Annotated in this window: 24 protein-coding genes and 2 riboswitches; of the genes, 10 read left to right on the top strand and 14 right to left on the bottom strand. The window is 44.5% G+C overall.

The window, feature by feature from the left end:
* Positions 1-101: 101 nt before the first annotated feature.
* A riboswitch (cobalamin riboswitch) is annotated at positions 102-241 on the bottom strand.
* Between the two features lie 152 nt (positions 242-393).
* Positions 394-1185: an SDR family NAD(P)-dependent oxidoreductase gene (locus ACQXR1_RS03050; RefSeq protein WP_304592157.1), complete on the top strand. Its 792-nt coding sequence runs from the start codon at positions 394-396 to the stop codon at positions 1183-1185.
* Between the two features lie 36 nt (positions 1186-1221).
* Here ACQXR1_RS03050 and ACQXR1_RS03045 read toward each other — a convergent pair whose 3' ends face one another.
* The 5 genes from ACQXR1_RS03045 to sigO form a co-directional block, all read right to left on the bottom strand.
* Positions 1222-2100, bottom strand: coding sequence for an SMP-30/gluconolactonase/LRE family protein (locus ACQXR1_RS03045; RefSeq protein WP_095431876.1), 879 nt, complete (start codon positions 2098-2100; stop codon positions 1222-1224).
* A 71-nt stretch (positions 2101-2171) separates the two neighbouring features.
* On the bottom strand, positions 2172-3914 hold the full coding sequence (gene yvrG / locus ACQXR1_RS03040) for a two-component system sensor histidine kinase YvrG (protein WP_014665352.1): 1743 nt from the start codon (positions 3912-3914) through the stop codon (positions 2172-2174).
* Positions 3911-4624, bottom strand: coding sequence for a two-component system response regulator YvrH (gene yvrH / locus ACQXR1_RS03035; protein ID WP_041521425.1), 714 nt, complete (start codon positions 4622-4624; stop codon positions 3911-3913). The genes yvrG and yvrH overlap by 4 nt, the downstream gene beginning before the upstream one ends.
* Before the next feature lie 151 nt (positions 4625-4775).
* Positions 4776-5015, bottom strand: a complete 240-nt coding sequence (gene rsoA, locus ACQXR1_RS03030) for a sigma-O factor regulator RsoA (RefSeq protein ID WP_014665355.1) — start codon at positions 5013-5015, stop codon at positions 4776-4778.
* Between the two features lie 3 nt (positions 5016-5018).
* Positions 5019-5549 carry an RNA polymerase sigma factor SigO gene (gene sigO / locus ACQXR1_RS03025; protein WP_080488023.1) on the bottom strand — a complete coding sequence of 177 codons (531 nt, stop codon included), beginning with the start codon at positions 5547-5549 and terminating at the stop codon, positions 5019-5021.
* 201 nt (positions 5550-5750) lie between these two features.
* Here sigO and ACQXR1_RS03020 point away from each other — a divergent pair, with 201 nt between their 5' ends.
* The 3 genes from ACQXR1_RS03020 (at position 5751) to ACQXR1_RS03010 (ending at position 7652) form a co-directional block, all read left to right on the top strand.
* Positions 5751-5903, top strand: coding sequence for a YvrJ family protein (locus ACQXR1_RS03020; RefSeq protein WP_003244090.1), 153 nt, complete (start codon positions 5751-5753; stop codon positions 5901-5903).
* A 120-nt stretch (positions 5904-6023) separates the two neighbouring features.
* Positions 6024-7181: an oxalate decarboxylase gene (oxdC, locus tag ACQXR1_RS03015; protein WP_071580870.1), complete on the top strand. Its 1158-nt coding sequence runs from the start codon at positions 6024-6026 to the stop codon at positions 7179-7181.
* A 60-nt stretch (positions 7182-7241) separates the two neighbouring features.
* Positions 7242-7652, top strand: a complete 411-nt coding sequence (locus ACQXR1_RS03010) for a regulatory YrvL family protein (RefSeq protein ID WP_014665358.1) — start codon at positions 7242-7244, stop codon at positions 7650-7652.
* Between the two features lie 33 nt (positions 7653-7685).
* On the opposite strand, the gene ACQXR1_RS03005 is transcribed toward ACQXR1_RS03010, so the two are convergent.
* The 6 genes from ACQXR1_RS03005 to ACQXR1_RS02980 form a co-directional block, all read right to left on the bottom strand.
* Positions 7686-8915 carry an ABC transporter permease gene (locus ACQXR1_RS03005; RefSeq protein WP_103030995.1) on the bottom strand — a complete coding sequence of 410 codons (1230 nt, stop codon included), beginning with the start codon at positions 8913-8915 and terminating at the stop codon, positions 7686-7688.
* Positions 8908-9597 carry an ABC transporter ATP-binding protein gene (locus ACQXR1_RS03000; RefSeq protein ID WP_014480848.1) on the bottom strand — a complete coding sequence of 230 codons (690 nt, stop codon included), beginning with the start codon at positions 9595-9597 and terminating at the stop codon, positions 8908-8910. The genes ACQXR1_RS03005 and ACQXR1_RS03000 overlap by 8 nt, the downstream gene beginning before the upstream one ends.
* Complete coding sequence (locus ACQXR1_RS02995; RefSeq protein ID WP_430771702.1) at positions 9581-10774, bottom strand: efflux RND transporter periplasmic adaptor subunit; 1194 nt, start codon at positions 10772-10774, stop codon at positions 9581-9583. Before ACQXR1_RS02995 ends, ACQXR1_RS03000 begins: the two co-directional genes overlap by 17 nt.
* Before the next feature lie 170 nt (positions 10775-10944).
* Positions 10945-11754, bottom strand: a complete 810-nt coding sequence (locus tag ACQXR1_RS02990; protein WP_430771701.1) for an ABC transporter ATP-binding protein — start codon at positions 11752-11754, stop codon at positions 10945-10947.
* Between the two features lie 15 nt (positions 11755-11769).
* On the bottom strand, positions 11770-12780 hold the full coding sequence (locus tag ACQXR1_RS02985; protein ID WP_430771700.1) for a FecCD family ABC transporter permease: 1011 nt from the start codon (positions 12778-12780) through the stop codon (positions 11770-11772).
* The gene (locus ACQXR1_RS02980; protein WP_227099362.1) at positions 12780-13826 is read right to left on the bottom strand and encodes a FecCD family ABC transporter permease; all 1047 of its coding nucleotides are present in this window, start codon (positions 13824-13826) and stop codon (positions 12780-12782) included. The genes ACQXR1_RS02985 and ACQXR1_RS02980 overlap by 1 nt, the downstream gene beginning before the upstream one ends.
* 206 nt (positions 13827-14032) lie before the next feature.
* Here ACQXR1_RS02980 and ACQXR1_RS02975 point away from each other — a divergent pair, with 206 nt between their 5' ends.
* Both ACQXR1_RS02975 and ACQXR1_RS02970 read left to right on the top strand, forming a co-directional pair.
* On the top strand, positions 14033-14980 hold the full coding sequence (locus ACQXR1_RS02975; protein WP_430771699.1) for an iron-hydroxamate ABC transporter substrate-binding protein: 948 nt from the start codon (positions 14033-14035) through the stop codon (positions 14978-14980).
* 52 nt (positions 14981-15032) lie between these two features.
* Positions 15033-15305, top strand: a complete 273-nt coding sequence (locus ACQXR1_RS02970; protein WP_014665366.1) for a hypothetical protein — start codon at positions 15033-15035, stop codon at positions 15303-15305.
* Positions 15306-15343: 38 nt separating this feature from the next.
* Here the strand turns inward: ACQXR1_RS02970 and ACQXR1_RS02965 are convergent, their stop codons facing one another.
* Both ACQXR1_RS02965 and sspJ read right to left on the bottom strand, forming a co-directional pair.
* Positions 15344-16753: an amino acid permease gene (locus ACQXR1_RS02965; RefSeq protein WP_430771698.1), complete on the bottom strand. Its 1410-nt coding sequence runs from the start codon at positions 16751-16753 to the stop codon at positions 15344-15346.
* A 103-nt stretch (positions 16754-16856) separates the two neighbouring features.
* A riboswitch (Lysine riboswitch) is annotated at positions 16857-17036 on the bottom strand.
* Between the two features lie 116 nt (positions 17037-17152).
* Entirely contained in the window at positions 17153-17293 is a 141-nt protein-coding gene (gene sspJ / locus ACQXR1_RS02960) for a small acid-soluble spore protein SspJ (protein ID WP_014665368.1), read from the bottom strand.
* A 165-nt stretch (positions 17294-17458) separates the two neighbouring features.
* Here sspJ and ACQXR1_RS02955 point away from each other — a divergent pair, with 165 nt between their 5' ends.
* On the top strand, positions 17459-17941 hold the full coding sequence (locus tag ACQXR1_RS02955) for a metal-dependent hydrolase (protein ID WP_014665369.1): 483 nt from the start codon (positions 17459-17461) through the stop codon (positions 17939-17941).
* A 99-nt stretch (positions 17942-18040) separates the two neighbouring features.
* Positions 18041-19894 (top strand): LTA synthase family protein, encoded by a 1854-nt coding sequence (locus ACQXR1_RS02950; protein ID WP_326274774.1) that lies wholly within the window; start codon positions 18041-18043, stop codon positions 19892-19894.
* A gap of 29 nt (positions 19895-19923) precedes the next feature.
* On the opposite strand, the gene ACQXR1_RS02945 is transcribed toward ACQXR1_RS02950, so the two are convergent.
* Entirely contained in the window at positions 19924-20850 is a 927-nt protein-coding gene (locus tag ACQXR1_RS02945) for a substrate-binding domain-containing protein (RefSeq protein WP_069838781.1), read from the bottom strand.
* A 110-nt stretch (positions 20851-20960) separates the two neighbouring features.
* Here ACQXR1_RS02945 and modA point away from each other — a divergent pair, with 110 nt between their 5' ends.
* Together modA and modB are read left to right on the top strand one after the other, a co-directional pair.
* A complete protein-coding gene (modA, locus tag ACQXR1_RS02940) occupies positions 20961-21743 on the top strand; it encodes a molybdate ABC transporter substrate-binding protein (protein ID WP_430771697.1) in 783 nt (260 codons plus the stop codon).
* Complete coding sequence (gene modB / locus ACQXR1_RS02935; protein WP_134975116.1) at positions 21715-22407, top strand: molybdate ABC transporter permease subunit; 693 nt, start codon at positions 21715-21717, stop codon at positions 22405-22407. Before modA ends, modB begins: the two co-directional genes overlap by 29 nt.
* The last annotated feature ends 9 nt before the right edge of the window (positions 22408-22416 follow it).

Below are 22416 nucleotides of genomic sequence, written 5' to 3'. Positions count from 1 at the left end.
TTTCCTCCTAAAAGAACTAAAAAAAGCATCTCTACGACGGTAAAGATGCTGTAAACAACACAAAAAAGCCTATTGTTTACACATCATCTGTCCTCGCAGAATTCGTGCTGATCAAACAGGCAGGTATCCTGGCTCTTGGCGCTTTGGCCAATTACAGTGGCGGGACCGCACCGGCTTTTACCGGTTTCCCTATTAAGCCGGCTGTTGTCCACGGACCGGCACCTATTTGACATTCGTATCCTTTTTTCGGAGTAATTATACTATATGACTGACAGGCTTGTATATGTGTCCTGAATGACTTTTCCCGTATTGTGTATGGGAGCAAAATCCTCGTAAACACTAAATTTGATCTTGTATACTTAATACCATCATCAATCAAAAGGAATGATTCTTATGAATTTACAGCTAAAAGACAAACTCGTCTTAATCACCGGCTCAACGTCCGGCATCGGGAAAGCCGCCGCAAAAAGCTTTCTGCAAGAGGGTGCGGCAGTCATTGTCAACGGACGCAAACAGGAGACTGTCGATCGCACGGTTGAAGAGCTTTCTGGCTATGGAACAGTGCACGGTGTTGCTGCCGATTTGTCAAAGACAGATGAAGCAGCGGCTTTTATTGAAAAAGTAAATGAAATCGGTGATATCGATATCCTTGTCAACAACCTTGGTTTCTTCGAGGTAAAAGACTTTGCCGATGTGACAGATGAAGAGTGGAATCAATATTTCGAAGTGAACGTGATGAGCGCCGTTCGGACAAGCCGTCACTTCCTTCCAAAGATGCTTGCTAAAAACAGCGGCCGCATTTTAAATATTGCAAGTGAAGCAGGTATCAAACCGCTGCCAACGATGATTCCATACTCAATGACAAAAACGGCGCTGATCAGCCTGTCAAGGGGAATGGCTGAAATGACAAAAGGCACGAATGTGACGGTCAACTCAGTGCTTCCGGGGCCTACTTGGACAGAGGGCGTGGCATCCTATATGGAAGGCGCCGCACAAGCAGCCGGCCAGGATACAGATACATTTATCAAAGATTATTTCAAGGTCAATGAGCCAACTTCGCTTATTCAGCGATACGCGACAGCAGAAGAAGTCGCCAACACAATCGTATTCCTCGCGTCTGACGCCGCCTCCGCCATTAACGGCACGGCACAGCGTGTGGAAGGCGGCATTATCCGTTCTCTGTGACATGCAAAAACGCATCCGTCTATCGGATGCGTTTTTTTATACGTCTCCAGCAAATGGTACCGGCTGATATCCGCCTGTTTCCAGTTGTGCTGAAAACAACCCTCCAGCGTGAGGCTGCTCGTATCTTTCTTTTTCTGTCATTTGTTCCGTTGCCGTTGTAATGTAAAGGGTTTTTAAGTCTCTGCCGCCAAACGCGCAGCACGTGACATACTTAGCCGGCACGCTGATTGAATTGATTTCTTTTTTCTCAAACGGGTCAATGTGAACAACGCGGCTGCCGCCAAACAGCGCCACCCACAGCATGCCATTTTGGTCGATTGTCATGCCGTCCGGCAATCCGTCTGATTGATCAAAACGATAGACAGGTTCTGGATTTGAAACATCTCCGCTTTGAGGGTCATAGCTGTAGCGCACAATCTCCTGCGTCGGCGTGTCGATGTAATACATCAAATTCCGCTCGCGGTCCCAATCCAAACCGTTTGAGGTAGAGACTCGATCTTTGATTTTGACAAGACTGCCGTCTAGATTCAAACGGTACAGCGATGCCTGTTTTTGCTCGCCTTCCATGCTCGTCGTCCCCGCCCACAGCCTTCCGTACGGGTCACATTTAGCATCATTAAATCTCAGGCTCTCATGCATGTCCTTTGGCTGTTTAATTTTCTCCAGGCTGTCATCCCGAAGATGATACAGGTAAAACCCGTCCTTCATCGTCATAATCAGTTCATCCTTGGAATATTTCGCAAGCGCCGTCACAAAGGATTTGAATTTGATCGATCGGTTGATTTTTTCTTCAGGGTCAAAAATGTGGAGCTCGCTCCCCAGGATATCAACCCAATATAAGCGGCCGTTTTCTTCATCCCATAACGGGCCTTCTCCAATCACTGCCCTAGTGTCTGCTTCCAATACTGCATCCATGTGTTACACCTCTTTAGCTTCAGTCTATATATTGTTATTCCCGGCAAAGAGGTGTCCAAACCACATGATGTTTATTGTTTTTTAAAAAGGATGGTAATGACCGTCCCAATGTCCATTCTGCTGTTTACATGGATCGTTCCGTTATGCAGATGGACAAGCTCCTTGGCAATCGCGAGCCCGAGACCCGTTCCGGCAGTTGAATCTTTTGTGTTCGTCCCTCTGTAGTAACGGTTAAACAAATGGGTAATCGTTTCTTCATCCATTCCTTTCCCATTGTCCTTCACCTTTAAAGAAATATGATTTTTTGTTTGTTCCAGAATGACTTGAATCTCTGTTCCTTTGCCGTTGTGCTTCACGGCATTCCCAAGGAGATTTTCTAATATGCGCCTGAACCACGCTTCATCAAGTGCAAATTCAATATGCTCTTCTTTGGATACAAACGAGATATCATACCCCTCAGAAAACGGATTTTTCTTAAAATCCTCAATGACATTTTTAAAAAACGGGATAAGGCTGGTAAGCCTTCTCTCAATAGGAAGAGCATCATTTTTCAGCCGATATGTTAAATTTAAGTCTTCAATCAGCTTGGACATGTATTCAGATTTTTCTCTGACAACCTGCCCCATTTCTTTCACTTCTTCCGGCGACCAGTCATACTGCTTCGACTCGAGCATCATGCTGTAGCCGTAAATGCTGCTGAGCGGTGTTTTTAAGTCATGTGACAAACCGGCGATCCATTCTTCCCTTGTCGCCTGGATTTTTTCTCTGTTTCTTTTATCCCTTCTCAGCGTTTCGGTCAGCTGATCCATTGATTCAAATATCTCACCGAAGAAGCGGTACGGCTGTTTGATTTTCCCCTTTTTATTTTTGCTGACAGGATGGCCTTCCCGGTTTCTGGGTTCCTCAAGCTTCCCTTTTGACAGATTGACCAGCCATCGAATCGTGTGAAAAATCGGCAGCCCAAACCGGAACATATACCAAACGGTCATCCAAATGATATACATGAACAAAACGCCCATAACAAGAAACATCGCTTTTAATACAACCTTCAGGAATGATTTGTTAAACTCCTGATCGGTTACATAGACAGGGTTCGGCACCGTAGCGACCATCCATCTGTCTTTATTGAGAATCTTAACGGAAATTTCCCGCTTATAGTTCCAAGGTTTAGAGCTGTATTTCAGCAGCTCCAGCTGGTTCATCGTTTTTCTTTCGCTTTTTGTGCTGTTGATGCTGTCGAGAATGTTTCCATTGCTGTCTAACAGGTAAATAGCGCCTTTTTTCTGCTTAATATAGTCGATGGTGCCAGACTTATAGTGCGCTAGATCGTCTATCTTTTGTTCGCGTTTTTCTACGGAAGTCAGGAGCTGTTCACTCTTTGATTTCCAGCCGAACAATAGAAGATACGACTTATCTTCAATATTGATAGCCCAATAATTCAGTTTATAGTTATGAAGCTTTTTGATTTTATAAATAGACAATAGCTCTTTCTTGGTATAGGTGCCCGGCACGTCTTTTGGCACGCCGTAGGAATAATCAGTGTTTCCTTCCGAATCAATGATTTGCATCCAGCCATGCTGTTTATCGACAGATTTCTTCAGGAAATTATCCACTTCCCATGTCCCGTCTTCGTTTACATCGAGATATGCCTCAAGTGTGTCGGTCGTCGCCTTCGTCAGCCCTGAATTGGATTCCGCATCGCTAAAACGAGCGTCTAAATAGAAAAACGACGCAACAAGCATCACCGTAAGCAGCAGGATCACAATCAGCATCTGCCCGAAAAAGTGAAACAAAAACTTCCATCTTAACCTCATGACCGCTTGCCTTCAGGATTTGGGATAAAACGATAGCCGAGACCTCGAACGGTTACAATATACTCCGGATTGCTCGGATCGCGCTCAATCTTCTCCCTAAGCTTGCGAATATGAACCATGACGGTGTTGTTGTCACCATAGGAAGGGTAGCCCCATACTTTTTCATATATTTGATCCTTGGAGAGCACCACGTTGGGGTGTTCACAAAAATACTGCAAAAGCTGCAGAAGCTGGGCTGAACAAGCAACAGCTTCCCCGCCTACAATCAGCTCGGCATTTTGCGGAGAAAAAGTAAAATAATCATATGTGTATGTTTGATTTGAACTCGTTTCTTTCGATTGATATGTACGCTTGAGATGCGCTCTGATCCGCGCCGCTAATTCCAGCGGATTAAATGGTTTTGTGATATAGTCATCAGCTCCAACCGCAAAGCCCGATAATTTGTCCGCGTCGGATGATCTTGCCGTCAGGAAAAAAATCGGAGCTTCTGAATACTCTCTGATCAGCGTGCAGGCTTCAAAACCGGACATTCCGCCCATCATGACATCCAGCACAATTAAGTCAACCTTATTGGCCTTCACAACAGGAATCGCTTCTTCTGCGCTTGCCGCATCCAGTATATTTCGATAACCTTCTTTTTCGAGAACGCGTTTGATCATGTCCACAATCGCTTTCTCATCGTCTACGATTAAAATTGACGCATTTTCCACTTTTATGTTCCTTTCTGTCACTGTTTTTTTCATCTTATCATTATATCGTTTATTTATGGTACATTTTTGAATACATTGGAGCTTGGCAAATCAAAACAGCAAAAAAGGAGCAAACAAGCGCTCCCTTTTGATGTTTTTTTATATGAAAATATTATGAGTTCTCATCTACCATGTACAAAATAAACTCCCAAAATCCCGGGACATCCTGACACAAAAGCATATCAGCCTTTTCAAACATTTTGATCTTCAGCTCTTGTTCTAAATCTTCTCTTTCTTGATAGGACGTATTGCTGAGTTTTTTTCTGATCATTGGTGAAAAGCATGCAATCAGGTGCTCAATGTCAAAAGTCTCGTCATTTTGTTTCTTTTTTTGTTCAAACTGGCCGTTCACAGCTTACTTTTCCCCCTTTTTTTGCGCCGCTAGCTGCTTTCTGATATTCTCCAGTCCCTTTTTATGAATGTTGGAAATGTTTTGCCGGGACTCCCCTAATGAATCTGCAATCTCCTGCATCGTGGCACCGTGAAGATACACTTTCGTCAGCACGCTTTTTTGTTTGTCAGTCAGATTCTGAATCGCTTGGTAGAGCTGATAATCCTGAACATGCTGACTCAAATCATCCTGCCGGTCTAAAAACTCTTCAAATGCATCGCTTCCTGTTTCGGAAGGAAGTCGAACTCCTGCCTCCGGATGATCAACCGTCAGCGGATACCGTTTTTGATTTTTGCGAACCCGCTTATCAAAATCAATAGAAAAGATGCGAATCATTGAATTCATATACTTGACGATGCGGATTTCTTTATAAAACTGCTTAAATAGCTCGTCCAATGATTTTGCATCTTTTTCGTTAGGGCTTTCCATTACGTTTTTGAACAAACGGTAATGCTGAGGATTGCTCAAAAAATGCTTCACGATGGGATGCTTCATTATCTCCTTACATTTTGACCGTAAAAGACTTTGATAGTCCATCAAACCGCCTCCCTACTAAATTAAATGAAGGAAAGCAAAAAAAAGTAAACTACTACTTTCCGACTAGTGTCTTCCAAAATACTTTGCAGCAGTTTACGTTTTATCGGATTTCCTTCACTTACATACATGACTGCAGAAAAAGAAGGGAGGTATTTTCCTATGGATCAGGTTTTTATAGAGGAAGTCGTAAAACAAATCGGCAATTTGGGGTTTCCCGCGCTGATTGCAATGTACCTGCTGACTCGATTCGAAAAGAAGTTTGATCAACTCATAGAACTAATGACAGAACTGAAAGATCATGCAAAAAAATAATTTTTCAATCAAAGTTGACTTTTCACTGATTTTTTTCACTTAACAAAACAGAAGGGAAAACGAAAGGCCTTTCACCTTCTCTTTCTGCTATCACAATTAAATCTAAGGAGGAAACATTTCATGAAAAAACAAAATGACATTCCGCAGCCAATTAGAGGAGACAAAGGAGCAACGGTAAAAATCCCACGCAATATTGAAAGAGACCGGCAAAACCCTGATATGCTTGTTCCGCCTGAAACCGATCATGGCACCGTCAGCAATATGAAGTTTTCGTTCTCTGACACTCATAACCGATTAGAAAAAGGCGGATATGCCCGTGAAGTGACAGTACGTGAACTGCCGATTTCAGAAAACCTTGCATCTGTAAATATGCGGCTGAAGCCAGGCGCCATTCGCGAGCTGCACTGGCATAAAGAAGCAGAATGGGCTTATATGATTTACGGAAGCGCAAGAGTCACAATTGTTGATGAAAAAGGGCGCAGCTTTATTGATGATGTAGGTGAAGGTGACCTTTGGTACTTCCCGTCAGGCCTGCCGCACTCTATCCAAGCGCTGGATGAGGGGGCTGAGTTCCTGCTTGTGTTTGACGATGGATCATTCTCAGAAAACAGCACGTTCCAGCTGACAGATTGGCTTGCCCACACTCCAAAAGAAGTGATTGCTGCGAACTTCGGCGTGACAAAAGAAGAGATTGCTAATTTGCCAGGCAAAGAAAAATATATATTTGAAAACCAACTCCCTGGCAGCTTAAAAGATGACATTGTGGAAGGGCCGAACGGCGAAGTGCCTTATCCATTTACTTACCGCCTTCTTGAACAAGAGCCGATTGAATCTGAGGGAGGGAAAGTATACATTGCAGATTCGACAAACTTCAAAGTGTCTAAAACCATCGCATCAGCGCTCGTAACAGTAGAACCCGGCGCCATGAGAGAGCTGCACTGGCATCCGAATACACACGAATGGCAATACTACATCTCCGGTAAAGCAAGAATGACCGTCTTTGCATCTGACGGCCATGCCAGAACGTTTAACTACCAAGCCGGTGATGTCGGATATGTACCATTTGCAATGGGTCATTACGTTGAAAACATTGGTGATGAACCGCTTGTCTTTTTAGAAATCTTCAAAGACGACCATTATGCCGATATATCTTTAAACCAATGGCTTGCCATGCTTCCTGAAACATTTGTTCAAGCGCACCTTGACTTAGGCAAAGATTTTACTGATGTGCTTTCAAAAGAAAAGCACCCAGTTGTGAAAAAGAAATGCAATAAATAATAGACTTACAGCTTGCAGAGAGCACTCGTTCTCTGCAAGCCTTCATAAGGAGCTGAACCTGTGAAACATCAAACGTCTTCAAAACTTTTATTGCGGCTCTCCATCAAATACTTGCTGGCCGCAGCAGCAGTGGTGTTGACCTATTTTGCTGTCATCTATATATTATTTTCTTTAGCGGGAACGAGCTATCGCTCAGCAGCTCATGTCCTGCTTTTTGCTGTGTTATTTCTTATCCTTGGGCTATTTCTAGAACCATTTGAACGCCTGATGATACATAGTTTTACATTTTTCAAGACAGACAAACGCTTATTCATTCTCCTGGCAGGCATCGTCCAGCTTCTGTTTTTATGGATGACTGCTCATACAACAGACGAAATGATCAGCGACATCTGGCTGTCTACCACTGAAGAAATGATCATCGCAGCCGTATTTCTGATTTTAGACAAATGCAACTCAGCACTTCCCAGCTAAAAAAAGAACGCATTCCAATTGGATGCGTTCTTTTTATTCATAGCGCAGCGCGTCTACAGGCTGAAGCTTAGATGCCTTGATGGACGGAAGCAAACCGAAGATAATGCCGACTGCCATTGAAAAGATGAGTGCTCCGACAACAGCTGGAATGGAGACGATAAAAGGCATCGGAAAAATGACCGTCAGCAGCTTGGCGATGCCGAAGCCCGCCAGCACACCGAGTATTCCGCCAATGCTTGTCAGCACGACAGCCTCGGTTAAAAATTGAAATAAAATCACACGCCGCTTAGCACCGAGCGCTTTCTTAATTCCGATTTCTCTCGTGCGCTCCGTTACGGAAACGAGCATAATGTTCATGACGCCGATACCGCCCACCAAAAGTGAAATACTGGCGATTCCGCCAAGCAGCAATGCAAATGACTGATTAAAGGACTCTACTTCCTGCGCGATCTCCTGGAGATCCATTACACTGTACTCTGCTTTCTCCAACTCAGCTTCTGACAATCCCTGATTTAAAAGATCCGCAGCCATTACACCCGCTTCTTGGATATGCTCAGAAGAGTCAGCCTGCACAGCAATCTGCGTTGGCGCGTCAAACCCTTCAATAAGCGGCCACACTTTTTTCGGCACGTACAAAACCGGGTTCGCATAGTCGCCTTCAAACATGCTTTCCTGTTGATTTTTTTCTTTAAAAACACCGACGACCTTAAACGGCACACCATTCATTTCAATGCTTTTATGCAGAGCGTCTCCTTCTGGAAACAGTTCATCTCTGACAGCTTCATTGATCATCACCACTTGGTGAGTGGTGTTTAATTCGTTTTCCGCCAGCTTTCTCCCTTCGGTTATTCGGATTGGGAACATATCGAAGTAATCATCGTCCACTCCGTACACTTGGGGATACGAAACGTTTGTTAAATGAAAAACGCTTGCGCCTTCTGACATGTAATATAAGGATAATCCTTTAACAATAGGATCAGATTTGATCTCCTTTACTGTTTCTTCCGCTACAGGCGGCGCGGATGTATACGAAACCTGAGGGCCGCCGCCCTCCTCTTCACCGCCAGACGGCTGGTAGACAACGTTGATCGCGTTGTTTCCCATGCCGATCATACTTTGCTTTAATTGCTCACTTTGGCCCTTCAGCATTGAAACAATCGCGATGATTGCCGCTATGCCGATAATCACGCCGAGCATTGTCAGAATGGATCTTAATTTATGAGAGAAAATAGATTGAAAGGAGATTCGAATATGTTCAAGCATGGCTGATATCCCCTCTCTCATCTAATACCAACTCTCCGTCTCTGATAAAAACGGTTCTGTCAGCTTTTTTGGCGACGTCCGGGTCGTGGGTTATCATAATAATGGTCTTGCCTTCCCGATGAAGTTCGGAAAACAGTGACAAAATTTGTTCACTTGATTTGGTATCAAGCGCCCCGGTCGGTTCATCAGCTAAAATAAACCTCGGCTGATTGACGAGGGCCCTCGCTATCGCCACCCGCTGCTTTTGGCCGCCGGACAGCTTAGGTGGTTTGTAGGAGACCCTGTCTTTTAATCCGACCTTTTCCAGCGCTTCATATGCCCGTTGCCTTCTCTCTTTTTTCTTCACTTTATTGTAAATCATCGGCAGCTCGACATTTTGCAGCGCGGTGAGACGCGGCAGCAAATGAAAAGTTTGAAACACAAACCCGATTGATTCGTTGCGAATTTCGGCTAAAGCTCCGTCTTTCCCTTTCAATATATCGATCTGATCAAGCGTATAGGTTCCCGAGGTCGGCCTGTCCAAACAGCCGATAATATTCATTAACGTTGACTTTCCAGAACCCGAAGGCCCCATAATAGCCAAAAACTCCCCTGCCTGGACAGTCAGATTGATATGTTTCAAGATTGGAACTTCTTCTTTTCCCAGCTTGTACGATTTCGAAATATTATTCAGTGTCAGCATTGACTGTAACCTGCTTTCCTTCCTTGACCGCGGGATCAGGGTAGATCACATAATCTTCCGGCGTCAGGCCGCTCTTAATTTCCACCATGTCATTTTCATCTGTCTCTCCGATTTCAACAGGCTGCTTAACCGCTTTCTGCTTCTCATCAGCTTTCCACACATACGGTTCGCCGTCATCCTGAATGACCATGTCGGACGGCAGCTTGATCGTATCCGCATCAGCATCATCACTCACCACTTCGATGTTGACATGATAGCCGACTTCAAGACCTTTATGGCTGTCTAATAAAATGGTGAAAGGATAGTTAGAGGACTGTGGATTCATTTCTTCATCAGAAAAGCTTTCTGATTCTTCACCCTCGCCTGCTCCCGCTGGAAGCTTGCCAATCGAGGTGACCTTTCCTTTCCACTCGCCCTCACCGCCTGTTTTCAGCGTAACCCTGACTTTGCTGCCTTTTTTGATCGTGTCCATTAACAGCTCATTGATTTGGCTTTTGACTAGATATTTGCCTGTCGAAACAATCTGGATATACGGGCCTGTTGCCTGGTCGCCTGTTGCCCCGTCAGCGATATCCTGATTGACACTTTGGACGATTCCATCATGCTTGCTTGTAATGACATTGGAACCTTTGTTTTTCGTCAGGCCAGCCAGTTCTTTTTGATGCTGTTTCAGTTCGAGCTGGCTTGTTTTCAAATCGAAATTGGCTTGGTCAATTTCATCTTGAAGCTGGGCTTTCTCTTCTTTCCCTGCCGCTTTCAGCTTCTTTTCCGTTTCTGTTATTGATTTTTGCAAACGGTTGATTTGCAAAGTTGTCATTTCGATTTGCAAATTGGCCTGCTCAATTTCATCAGAGTGATCCTCACCCTCATACTCAAAAAGCTTATCGCCCTTTTTAACCTGATCGCCTTCTTTGACGTATGTTTTTTTAATACTGCCTTTTTCTGAATCTATGTATACTTTCTGCTGTTTTTCAGGTTCAACCTTTCCAGAAAACGTTTGGCCTGATTCTGAATCTCCTCCCATGTATACCGCTACCGATTCAGCATAGGGCTCCGATGATACGGCAATTTGGTTCATGTGAGTAAAAAAGTAAAAACCGCCGGCGCCGATCCCAGCCAGTACAAGCACACCAGCACATATCGCGCCGCCAATAAGCCATTTTTTCTTCTTGGACACAACGATCTCCTCTTTCTGTAAACATTGTAATATTTTCGAAACATTCTAACCAATATTATCTATTAATTCAAAAAGACTTGCAATCTTTTTATTGAAATGACGGAATCAAATAGAAAAATTGTATTTTCGCGGCGAATAAAAAAAATCCCGGCTTCGAACCGGGATTTTTTTTACACAGAAATAAGCTCTTTTTCATTTTTAATCAGATCATAGGTCAAGCATACAGGTTTATTTGTACGGGGATCAGTCACGATTTCAGCATCAATCTGAAATACTTGCTGCAAAATATCCGGTGTCATGACCTCAAGTGCAGTACCTTCCTTGATGACAGTGCCTTTTTTGAGCGCGATCATATAATGGGAAAAACGAGCTGCGTGGTTAAGGTCATGAATGACCATTAAAATTGTCCGCCCCTGCTCTTTGTTGAGTCTGTCAAGCAGCTGCAGAATTTCGAGCTGGTGCGCAAGATCAAGATACGTCGTAGGTTCATCCAGCAGCAGCAGCTCCGTCCCTTGCGCAAGCGCCATGGCAATCCACACGCGTTGACGCTGTCCGCCTGACAATGCCTCAATCGGCCGTTCAGCAAATTCAGCCATGCCTGTTTCTTCAAGCGCCCATTTGATAATTCGGCGGTCTTCGTCATTTAATCTGCCGAATCCTGATTGATGCGGAAACCTGCCGTACGACACCAATTCGTGCACCGTTAGGCCGCTCGGCGCTTCAGGTGTCTGTGGCAGAATCGCCATATCTTTCGCAATGTCTTTTGTAGACATTTTATGAATCGCTTTGCCGTTTAAATAGACGGCCCCTGCATGCGAACGCATAATTCTGGACATTGTTTTTAAAATCGTTGATTTCCCGCAGCCGTTCGGGCCAATTAAGGTGGTAATTTTCCCTTTAGGAATCGATATATTTAAATCCTTTACAATCACCCTGTCGCCATAACCGATTCCAAGCTGTTCCGTTGATAATGAATTCATATTCGGCCCCCTCCTCTAATTCGCTTTCATCAATAAATAAATAAAGTAAGGCGCACCTAGCACGGAAATGACAAGTCCGACCGGAATTTCTGATGGTGCCAATACATTTCTCGCCATCGTATCAGCGAGCAAAAACAGGAATGCGCCGATGAGGGCGGAGACCGGTATCAGCGTCTGGTGACGCGGACCGGTCAGCCTTCTAGCCACATGAGGCGCGATCAATCCGAGAAACGCGATGCCTCCCGCAGCTGCCACACATGAAGCGGCAAGAGTGACGGCTGCCAGAAGAAGAATCCGTCTCTCCCTTTCAACAGGAGTGCCCAGTCCGGTCGCTAGTTGGTCTCCTAGCTGCAATATGTTCAAATAGCGTGCCTTATATAAAGTAAATGGTAGCAAGATCACAATCCAAGGAAGGATCGCCCAAATCATATTCCAGTTCGCCCCCCATATTGAACCGGATATCCAAACCGCGGCTTGCATAAAATCATGAGGGTCCATCTTGAGCTGAAAAATCAGCAACAGGGCGTTGAATCCAGCATTTACCCCGATGCCGACTAAAATCAGCCGAATCGGTGTGACGCCCTTTTTCCATGCCAGAAGATAAATGAGAAACGCAGCGAGGATTGCTCCTGCCAAAGCACTGAACGGCAGCATAAATGTTCCGAAAAAGCTTAGATCTGAAGCTGATCCTTGAAAAAAGTATATAAAAAGCACAACGGCAAGTGAGCCGCCAGCGTTAATTCCGAGAATACCAGGCTCAGCAAGATCATTTTGAGACGCGCTTTGCAAAATGGCGCCAGCAACGGCGATCCCTGCTCCAACAAGCAAAGAAAGGATGATCCGGGGCAGCCTGAACTCAAATAAGACAAGTTCATCACGCGCTGTTCCTTGGCCGAAAAAGACCTGAAGCGTTTTAAGCGGTGCAATTTTGATAACACCCAAATTGAGACTGATAAAAAAGACCAGCACGATGAGCATAAGAGTCACAGCCATTACGGCGAGCGGTTTTCTTGTTGTTGTTTTCATTACAGCCCTCTCCTTTCACGACGTGCCAAATAAAAGAAAAAGGGAACGCCGATAAGAGAAGTCAGTGCGCCGACAGGCGTTTCAAAGGGCGCATTTACGAGTCTGGCCGCTATGTCAGCAAAAACAAGCAAAACAGCACCGAGCACCGCCGAGCAGGGAATGATCCACCGATAATCCACACCGACCAAAAAACGGGTAATATGCGGAATGATCAGCCCGATAAATGCAATGGTGCCGGCTATGGAAACCGCAGCTCCGGTCAAAATCACTACGATAAGCATGCCAACCAGTTTCACCGCTGATGTATATTGTCCTAGCCCTTTTGCCAGATCGTCACCGAGACTTAACACTGTCACAGACCGGGCGATGAAAAACGCGAGCGTTAAACCGACAGCCCCTGCAATAAGCAAAAGCTGGACCCCCGACCATTTCACACCCGCTACCCCGCCTGCGTACCAAAAGCTGATATCCTGAGCCACATCGAAGCGGATCGCAATGGCGGTTGAAATTCCGGTAAAGAAATAAGTAACTGCCGTACCCGCCAGAGCAAGCTTTACAGGCGTAAGCCCGCCCCTTGAAAACATGCCGATGCCCATTACCGTCGATGCCCCCAGTCCCGCTCCCGCAAAGGACCATAGGACAAGCCCCATAGCAGAAAGTCCGGGAAAAAAGGCAAACGCAATCGAAACCGCAAACGCAGAGCCTGATGTCACACCCATAATCGAAGGCTCTGCCAAAGGGTTTCTCGTCATCCCCTGCATGATCGCTCCCGACACTGCCAACAATGCGCCTACAAGTGCGGCAGCCGCCGTTCTCGGCAGCCGAAGATCATGTATAATTTGGTGAGTTGTCTTTGTCGGCTGATAATGAAAAATGGCGTCCCATACAGTGCGCAAATGAATATCCGCTGCACCGAGGGATATGGATAAAAGTGCGCCAAGACAAAGCAGGCATAGACCTGCAATAAGGACGATAACCGCGCCATATGTCCTTGACGTCCATTGGATTTCTTCTGATGCAGTCTGTATATTTTTATGTTGACTCAACTGCCGTACTTCCTTTCTGATACTGATAATGATTATCAATTGTTGTTTCAGTATATCACTTTTTTCAACAGATTTAATAGCGTGTTTTGAACAAAAATGAAAATGCATTTGCAAAAATATCGTGTCAACCGGCACTTGCAGTGGTATAATCACAGTTGATAATGATTCTCTTTTTCATCTATTTTTTTAGAAAGAAGGTATGAGATATGACCCATATATACAAGAAACTCGGAGCCGCGTTTTTTGCCCTGTTATTGATTGCAGCGCTGGCAGCCTGCGGGAGTAACTCAGAAAGCAAAGGCTCTGCCTCTGATTCAAAAGACGCAGAAACCTTTACATACAAGGCTGAAAACGGGAATGTAAAAATCCCCAAGCATCCTAAACGGGTGGTTGTCATGGCTGACGGCTACTACGGCTACTTCAAAACACTTGGCATCAACGTTGTCGGTGCACCTGAGAACGTATTTAAAAACCCTTACTACAAAGGAAAAACTGCCGGCGTCGAAAACATCGGAGACGGCACTTCGGTTGAAAAGGTCATTGATTTAAACCCTGACCTGATTATCGTCTGGACAACACAGGGTGCTGATATTAAAAAGCTTGAAAAAATCGCGCCGACTGTCGCAGTAAAATACGATAAGCTCGACAACATCGAACAGCTGAAAGAATTTGCAAAAATGACAGGAACTGAAGATAAAGCTGAAAAATGGCTGTCCGAGTGGGATAAAAAAGTTGCGGCAGCTAAAACAAAAATCAAAAAAGCGGTCGGTGACAAAACCATTTCCATTATGCAAACGAACGGAAAAGACATTTACGTATTCGGTAAAGACTTTGGAAGAGGCGGAAGCATTATTTACAAAGACCTCGGCCTGAAGGCGACAAAGCTGACAAAAGAAAAAGCCATTGACCAGGGACCTGGTTATACAAGTATTTCATTAGAAAAGCTCCCTGACTTCGCCGGAGATTATATTTTCGCGGGCCCATGGCAATCAGGCGGTGATGATGGCGGCGTATTTGACAGCTCCATTTGGAAGAACCTGAACGCCGTTAAAAATGGCCATGTCTATAAGATTGATCCGATTGGCTTCTATTTCACCGATCCGATTTCATTAGAAGGCCAACTGAAGTTTATTACGGAAAGCTTAACAAAATAAACAGAAGAGCCGGACAGGCGGCTCTTTTTTCATGCAATAAAGGGAGCGGCTCATGTTGAAACACATCGGATATTTTTTTACTCAATTCATATTAAGCTGTATCATCATCGCGATCAGTTTTTTTAACGGGCTTTATATCGGAAAACCTTTTTCAGATGTGTTTTTTGTTTTTATCTTAGTCCTTATTCTGTTTGGTTTGCTGGAGAGGCTGAAAAACCGTTTTTTGCAAATACGATTATCCGTAAAGGTTTTTCTTTCTATTTCAGCTTTCCTGTCAGCTGTTTTAACAATCGGATTGCTAACAGGAGAAATTGTATTTCAATAAAAAAAGACACCTGACAAAACAAATCAGGTGTCTTTTCATTATGCTTGTTTTTCTTTTTGAAACTTTTTACTCACAAATGGATAAACAATCAAGCCGACAAAGAATAAACCGATGCCGAGAATAAATGTCGTTAAATCTGCTGTGCCTGTTACAATAACAAACACGGAGTATGCACACGCCAGTATCGCGATCAATCCGTCTCTTACACGGGAGCCTTTCAGCTGGTCATACGTTTCACCTTTGATGACTAGCTTCAAGCTGTAAATTGCAGATACCAGATACGGTATTAAATATGCGAGTGTCGCCGCTGTCGTTAAAAATGTAAATGCGTCACTTATTGTCCGGGAAATAACGGAGAAAATGAAGACCTGTGACATGACGTTTGTAATAATGAGTGCAATGACCGGACTTCCCTTTTTATTCGTTTTTGCAAAAACTGCCGGGAAATCTCCTGCTTTAGCGGCTTGGTATGGCACCTCAGAGCCAAGCAAAATCCAGCCGAGCATCGTTCCGAATAAACAAAGAATAGCCAAAAGCGCCATAATCACGCTTCCCGCGTTTCCAACAATCGCATAGAGTACATCAACAAATGGTTTTTCAGAGCCGACAAGCTTATCATGCGGCAGAACACCCATCGTAATTAAAGTCACTATAATATAAATGCTCAAAGCAATCAGCAAGCCGGTAATCGTCGCACGTTTCACATCACGCTGAGAACGCGCACGGCCGGACAGGATCACCGCGGATTCAATTCCGACAAACGCCCACAGTGTAGAAATCGCGGCGTTATGAACCTGGCCGCCAATTCCAATGCTTGTGCCGTTTTCTCCTTGAACCGGGAAATAAAAATGACCGAATAATGTCGTTTGAAACACAAATAAACCGGCAACGATAAAGAAGACAAAACCTAATACTTTAGAAAGCGTTGTGACAAAGTTCAATTTACTTGCACCGTTAATGCTGGCAACAAGAATCGTGTGCGTTCCCCATAACAAGATCGTACATACGGCAAACGTCAGCAATTGGCCGAGCGTCACCTCTTGCCCGCCGATCGAAAACATCTCACGTTTGTCAACCAAGATCGGGAAGAACGAAGTCAAGTAACCAGCGAGACTTGTGATGATCGCCACGTTGCTGATCCAGCTCGCCACCCAGTAGCCCCACACCATTGTGAAACCGGCAGCGTTGCCTTTCTTCGGATCGGAAAACAGTGCTCTGGCATAACTTTGAGGACCCGCTGTCAGTTCAGGCTTGCGAATAGACAAGTGCCCGAACACAAGCGCAATCATCAGCACGCCGGCACCTGTCAAAAGCCAGGCGGACGTAGCGCCAAACGGACTTGCGATTGAAGCAAGCGAGCTCGGCAAGGAGAAAATTCCTGATCCAACCATATTTCCAACGACAAATGCCGTTAATAACCAAAAACCCCATTTTTTTGTCTGTTCCATTCCAGTACCTCCATGATTCTTTGTACGGACCAGACCCCGAGATCATATAAACGCAAAAAAAGCCTGAACAAAAGTCCATGCTTAAAGAAACACACACCCTTGATCTCCGGATAGCCCTCCGCGAAAAAGCACGCGGCAGTCCTGCACTTATTCAGATACAGTCCCAGCATAGAGAAGGATCGGCTTTCTCCACACTTCGGCGCTGATGCCTTTTACACATGTTTAACAGCTCCTGTCAGCCTAGCATGTGTGACTTATCATCCGCGCAACCTCTACCTCACTGAGAAAGAGTGAGGATTTAATTATTCAGTTACTCCCAGAAGGTTATCAAAGAAAGGATGATCTGTCAAAGGGAACAGATGGAAAATACGGATAGAGCCAAGCCCTATCCGCATGTGATTATCGATTATTTTTCTTTTTTTGCACAGCTTCTTGAAGCGGATCATCTTTTAGAGCTGAACCTGCATCTTCAAGAGCTCCTTGGATTACGCTTTTTTCTTTTTCGGAACGTTTTCCTTTATCTTTATTAAAGAAACCCATTCGTATCACCTCTTTTTAAAAATAGGTACATGTTTAAGATGCCTTTTTCCTGAAAAATTATGCGGGAAATTTTTTATCGTCCAAAGTCCTGTTGATCAAACATACATTCTCTTGATATATTTGTAATTCAGAGATTTTTTGCAAAAGATAAAGGAGAAGCGGCAAATGACAGGAAAAACACACATCATGGGAGGCATCGCTTCTTGTACGGCAGCAGCTTATTATTATGGATTTGATCCAGTGCTTATGGCTGCGTCAGGCGCGGTTGGGGCATTGATTCCCGATATCTGCCACACGCAAAGCAAAATCGGGAGAAAATTTCCTATTTTATCGAAAGTGGTCAGCTCCGTTTTTGGCCATCGTACCTTTACACACAGCCTGCTGTTTATGCTCATCATGTTTTTTATCACTTCTACATATATTCCAGATAAAAACATCTCAGCCGGCTTAATGATCGGAATGGCGAGCCACTTGATTCTTGACGCTTGGACAGTGAACGGAATCAAATTACTATTCCCTTCAACGATCCGCGTGCGGCTTCCATTATATATGAAGACAGGCAGTTTTTCTGAGCAGCTCGTGCTAGCCGGCCTGACCCTTGCTTCATGTTACTACTTTTATATGCTGTTTCATGGGCGCATGTTGTAAATGCGAGTGCCGAAACTTGTCTGAACCGGCGGTTTTTAGTAGGTTTTACTTAAGAAGCATTTCATGCAGATGATCAAGAAAACGTGAGGAGTCATATTGATGAAAGGAACCTTTTTTCACAATCAGCGGTTTTTATGTTTTTCGATCTTGTTTATGTGGATCAAAACGTATGTGATATATAAACTCGGCTTTGATTTGCAGATCGATACTCTGTTGGAAGAGCTGATTTTGCTGATCAATCCGCTCAGCTTTATCCTTCCTTTATTCGGGATCGGCCTGCTTCTGAAAGGAAACAAGCAGCGGGTCTTTTTGCTGATTGCCAATCTGGTTCTGACTGTCATCTTGATCTCCAATACGATTTTTTACGGCTTTTATATCGATTTTATTACCATTCCGGTTTTATTTCAGGCCAGCAACATGAGCGATATGGGCAGCAGTGTAAAAGAACTGTTCCATCCTCTGTTTATTGCCCTGTTTGCGGATTTGGTTTGTCTGCTGCTGCTCGCCAGAAAAACGAAACAGCCGCAGACAAAAGCCGCTCCCCGCACGATCAAACGGTACTATGCAGCTTCCTGCGGCATGATTTTATGCACGCTGGCACTTGCAGAAGTACAGCAGCCGAAGCTTTTGGCACATTCCTTTGACCGGGAAATGCTCGTCAAAAGCATCGGTCTGTTTCAGTTCCATATATACGATACGATTTCTCAGACTGTTAATATAAGCGCGAAGGCATTTGCCGATGAAGACAGCATATCTGCCATTAAAAATTACACAGAGGCTGATTATAGCAAGCCTGATCAAAGCAAATTCGGACTGGCAAAGGGCCGCAATGTCATCTTTGTAACACTTGAGTCGACCCAAAGCTTTGTTTTGAATGAAAAAGTCAATGGAAAAGAAATTACCCCATTTATGAATGATCTCGTTAAAAAAAGCTATTCCTTTGATCATTTCTATCAGCAAACAGAACAAGGGAAAACATCTGATTCAGAATTCATCGTTGCTAACTCAATGTATCCTTCCCTTAGCGGCGCCGTCTTTTTCACGAAAAGCGACCATCAATTTCATACGATGTACAAATCGCTGAAGCAGCATGATTATTATTCAGCCGCCTTTCATGCCAACCATAAAACATTTTGGAACAGAGATGTCATGTACGATACATTTGGGATTGACCGCTTTTTTGATGTTGATGACTTCCATGTCACTCCCGGAACATCGACAAGCTGGGGCTTAAAGGATAAGGAATTTTTAGAGCAGTCCGCCGAAAAGCTGAAAAGTCTGCCGCAGCCATTCTTCAGCAGTTTCATCACGTTAACGAATCATTTTCCGTTTGAGATTGATAAAAAGGATCAGCTGATTGATGAATACAATTCGAGCAGCGCCCTGCTAAACCGTTATGTGACAACGGTGCGCTATGAGGATGAGGCATTAAAGCATTTTATCAAAAAGCTGAAGGACGAAGGCTTATACGAAAATTCGATGATTGTATTTATGGGGGATCATTACGGCATTTCAGAAGCCCATAACGAGGCGTTGGCAGAGTTTTTAGGAAAAGACGAAATCACGCCGTATGACAATGTTCAGCTCCAGCGGGTGCCGTTTATCATACATATCCCGGGAATTACCGATCAACAGCCGGAAACCATCTCTGATGTTGGCGGACAAGTCGACGTCAGACCGACACTGATGCATTTACTCGGCGTTGACACAAAAGGCGATATTCAATTCGGCAATGATTTGCTGTCGGGCGATCGCACACCATTCGCTGTTCTGCGAAACGGAAGCTTTATTACGAACGATTTTATTTACACGAAAAACACGTGCTACAGCCAAAAAACAGGTGAAATACTGGAAGATCAGGATGCGTGCCTCCCTTATAAGGAGAAAGCAAACGAAGAGCTGTCTCTCTCTGATAAAATTTTAAATGGTGACCTGCTCAGGTTTTCCGAATGAAAAAATCCCTCTATATAAAGAGGGATTTTTTACGTTTCCAACATCACCTTGCCAGTCAGCTTCGTTTCATAGCCGTTTAAATGAGACAGATTCGCCTTGTAGTCCTCAGAATTCAAAATCTCCTTCACGGCCTTGAGCAGCTGCTCATTTTTTTTCAAAACGACGATATCATATTGTTCGTCGATGAGCGGGATAAAATCAACACTGCCCATATGTGCCGCGTGCTGCGCCCCGATTCCCGCGTCAGCCTGTCCGCTTGAAACTTGTGAAGCGGCAGCGTAATGATCGGTCACGATATCGCCGTATCCCTTTACATCAGCCGGCTTCACACCAAGCAAGCCAAGCTGTTCATCAAGGAGCACCCTTGCGCCAGAACCCTTTTCCCTGTTGATGATCCGGATATCAGTTCTTTTCAAGTCTTTCCAGCCTTGAATGTTTTTCGGATTCCCTTTTTGCACATACAGACCTGCTTTGCGGAGAACGACATTGATGAGACAAAACGGTTCACCTGACAAAATCCGTTTTACATAAGGGGCGTTATACTGGCCCGTTTCTGCATCGTACAAATGGAGGCTGACAATGTCACACTTGCCTTGATACATATCAATCAGGCTGTTTAAGCTTCCTTTGTATTTACGGAGCGGCGTCTCCTGAATGGCATTCTCCAAATGCTTGCTGAGAAGATCCATCGAAATGTCCTGTCCGCTGATCATGACATTCGGTCTGCCGTCCGGCTCAGCCTCCTGCACCTGTTTCGGCGCTTCTGTTGCAGCGATGGGCTGAGACATTCTCATATTCGTTTTATATTGCTTTAAATCTTCTTCATCCACACGCATCTGCCTTCCAACACGGTATGCAGGCAGCACGCCTTTTTTAATCAAATCATAAACGGTCAGCTTTGATACCTTCAGCAGACCTGCAACTTCTTCTATCGTATAGGAAGAGGTTTCATTCATCATCATCACTCTCCTATTTTATTATACCTTTTCGCCGAATGTAAAAAAACCCACATAAACCAAACATAATCAGTTATAATTAGATATAACTAATCATAAGGGGTGCAATCATGTTTAAGAAGTATTCTATTTTAATCGCAGCCTTAACCGCTTTTCTGCTTGCAGCAGGCTGTTCTTCAAATCAGTCTACAACAGGCAGCGGGAAAAAAGTAACATTAACCATCTCAGCTGCCGCAAGCGCGCAGGATGCACTTGAGGAAATTCAAAAAAATTATGAAAAAGAACATCAAAACATTACCATCCAAGATAACTATGGCTCATCCGGCGCCTTGCAAAAACAGATTTCACAAGGAGCAGGAGCAGATCTGTTCTTCTCAGCTGCTGAGGATAAATTTCAAAAGCTGGTGGATGATGGGGATATCGCCAAAAAAGACAGCACTGATTTAGTCGGCAATGAAATTGTGCTGGTCGTGCCGAAAAACGGTGATTCGCCTGTGACTCGCTTCAGCAATCTGGCTGATTCAGAAAAAATCGCCCTCGGAACGCCGGAATCCGTGCCGGCAGGAGCTTACGGGAAAGAATCACTGACAAAGCTGTCTCTATGGAGCAAAGTGAAGGATAAGATCGTTTACGGAAAAGACGTTCGCCAAGTTCTTTCTTATGTTGAAACAGGCAATGTAGACGCAGGCGTTGTTTATAAAACAGATGCCCTGGTCTCGAAAAAGGCCACCATTATTGACGAGGCAAAAGCAGATACACACAGCCCGATTGTCTATCCGTTAGGAATCGTAAAAGATACAAAACACCGTAAGGAAGCGAAGGAATTTTACGAATACCTGCAATCTGATGAAGCAATGAAAGTATTTGAGAAATATGGTTTTACTGCTGAGTAGCATAAACGCTTCAGAATTCTTAACACCTGTTATGCTTTCTTTTCAGGTGGCGGCAGTTGCCGGCATTGTTGTCATTATTCTTGGAACACTTGCTGGGGCTTGGATGTCACGGGCATCATTTTTTGGAAAAACGGCGCTCGAAACATGTTTTATGCTTCCGCTCGTTCTTCCGCCTACTGTTGTCGGTTTTATTTTGATCGTCATTTTCGGAAAGCATAGCTTCATCGGGCAAGCCATCGAGTGGATCTTCCGGCAGCCTGTCATTTTCACCTGGTGGGCTGCTGTGATCGCCTCGGCTGTTGTAGCCTTTCCGCTCATGTATCAATCAGCCAAAACCGGATTTGCTGACATTGACCCCGATATACAGGGTGCGGCAATGGTAGACGGCGCAAGCAGATGGAAGGTCTTTATCCATATCTCCGTCCCGCTTGCCTATCCTTCTTTGCTGACCGGGAGCATCCTGAGCCTAGCGCGGGCGCTCGGAGAATTTGGCGCAACACTCATGTTTGCCGGGAACATCCCCGGTGTTACGCAAACACTGCCGACGGCCATATATGTTGCATTGGATTCCGGAAACAATACCCTTGCCTGGGCGTGGGTCGTCTGTATTGTTGTCATTTCCTTTTTGATGCTGTTTTTCATTCAACAGAAAAAAACGCACTAAAAAACTCCC

Source organism: Bacillus sp. ATD (genome assembly GCF_050585765.1).
In the GTDB taxonomy this organism is placed as follows: domain Bacteria; phylum Bacillota; class Bacilli; order Bacillales; family Bacillaceae; genus Bacillus; species Bacillus stercoris.
Note: the sequence above shows the minus strand (reverse complement) of the source record. Positions and strands in the feature narration are given on the sequence as shown.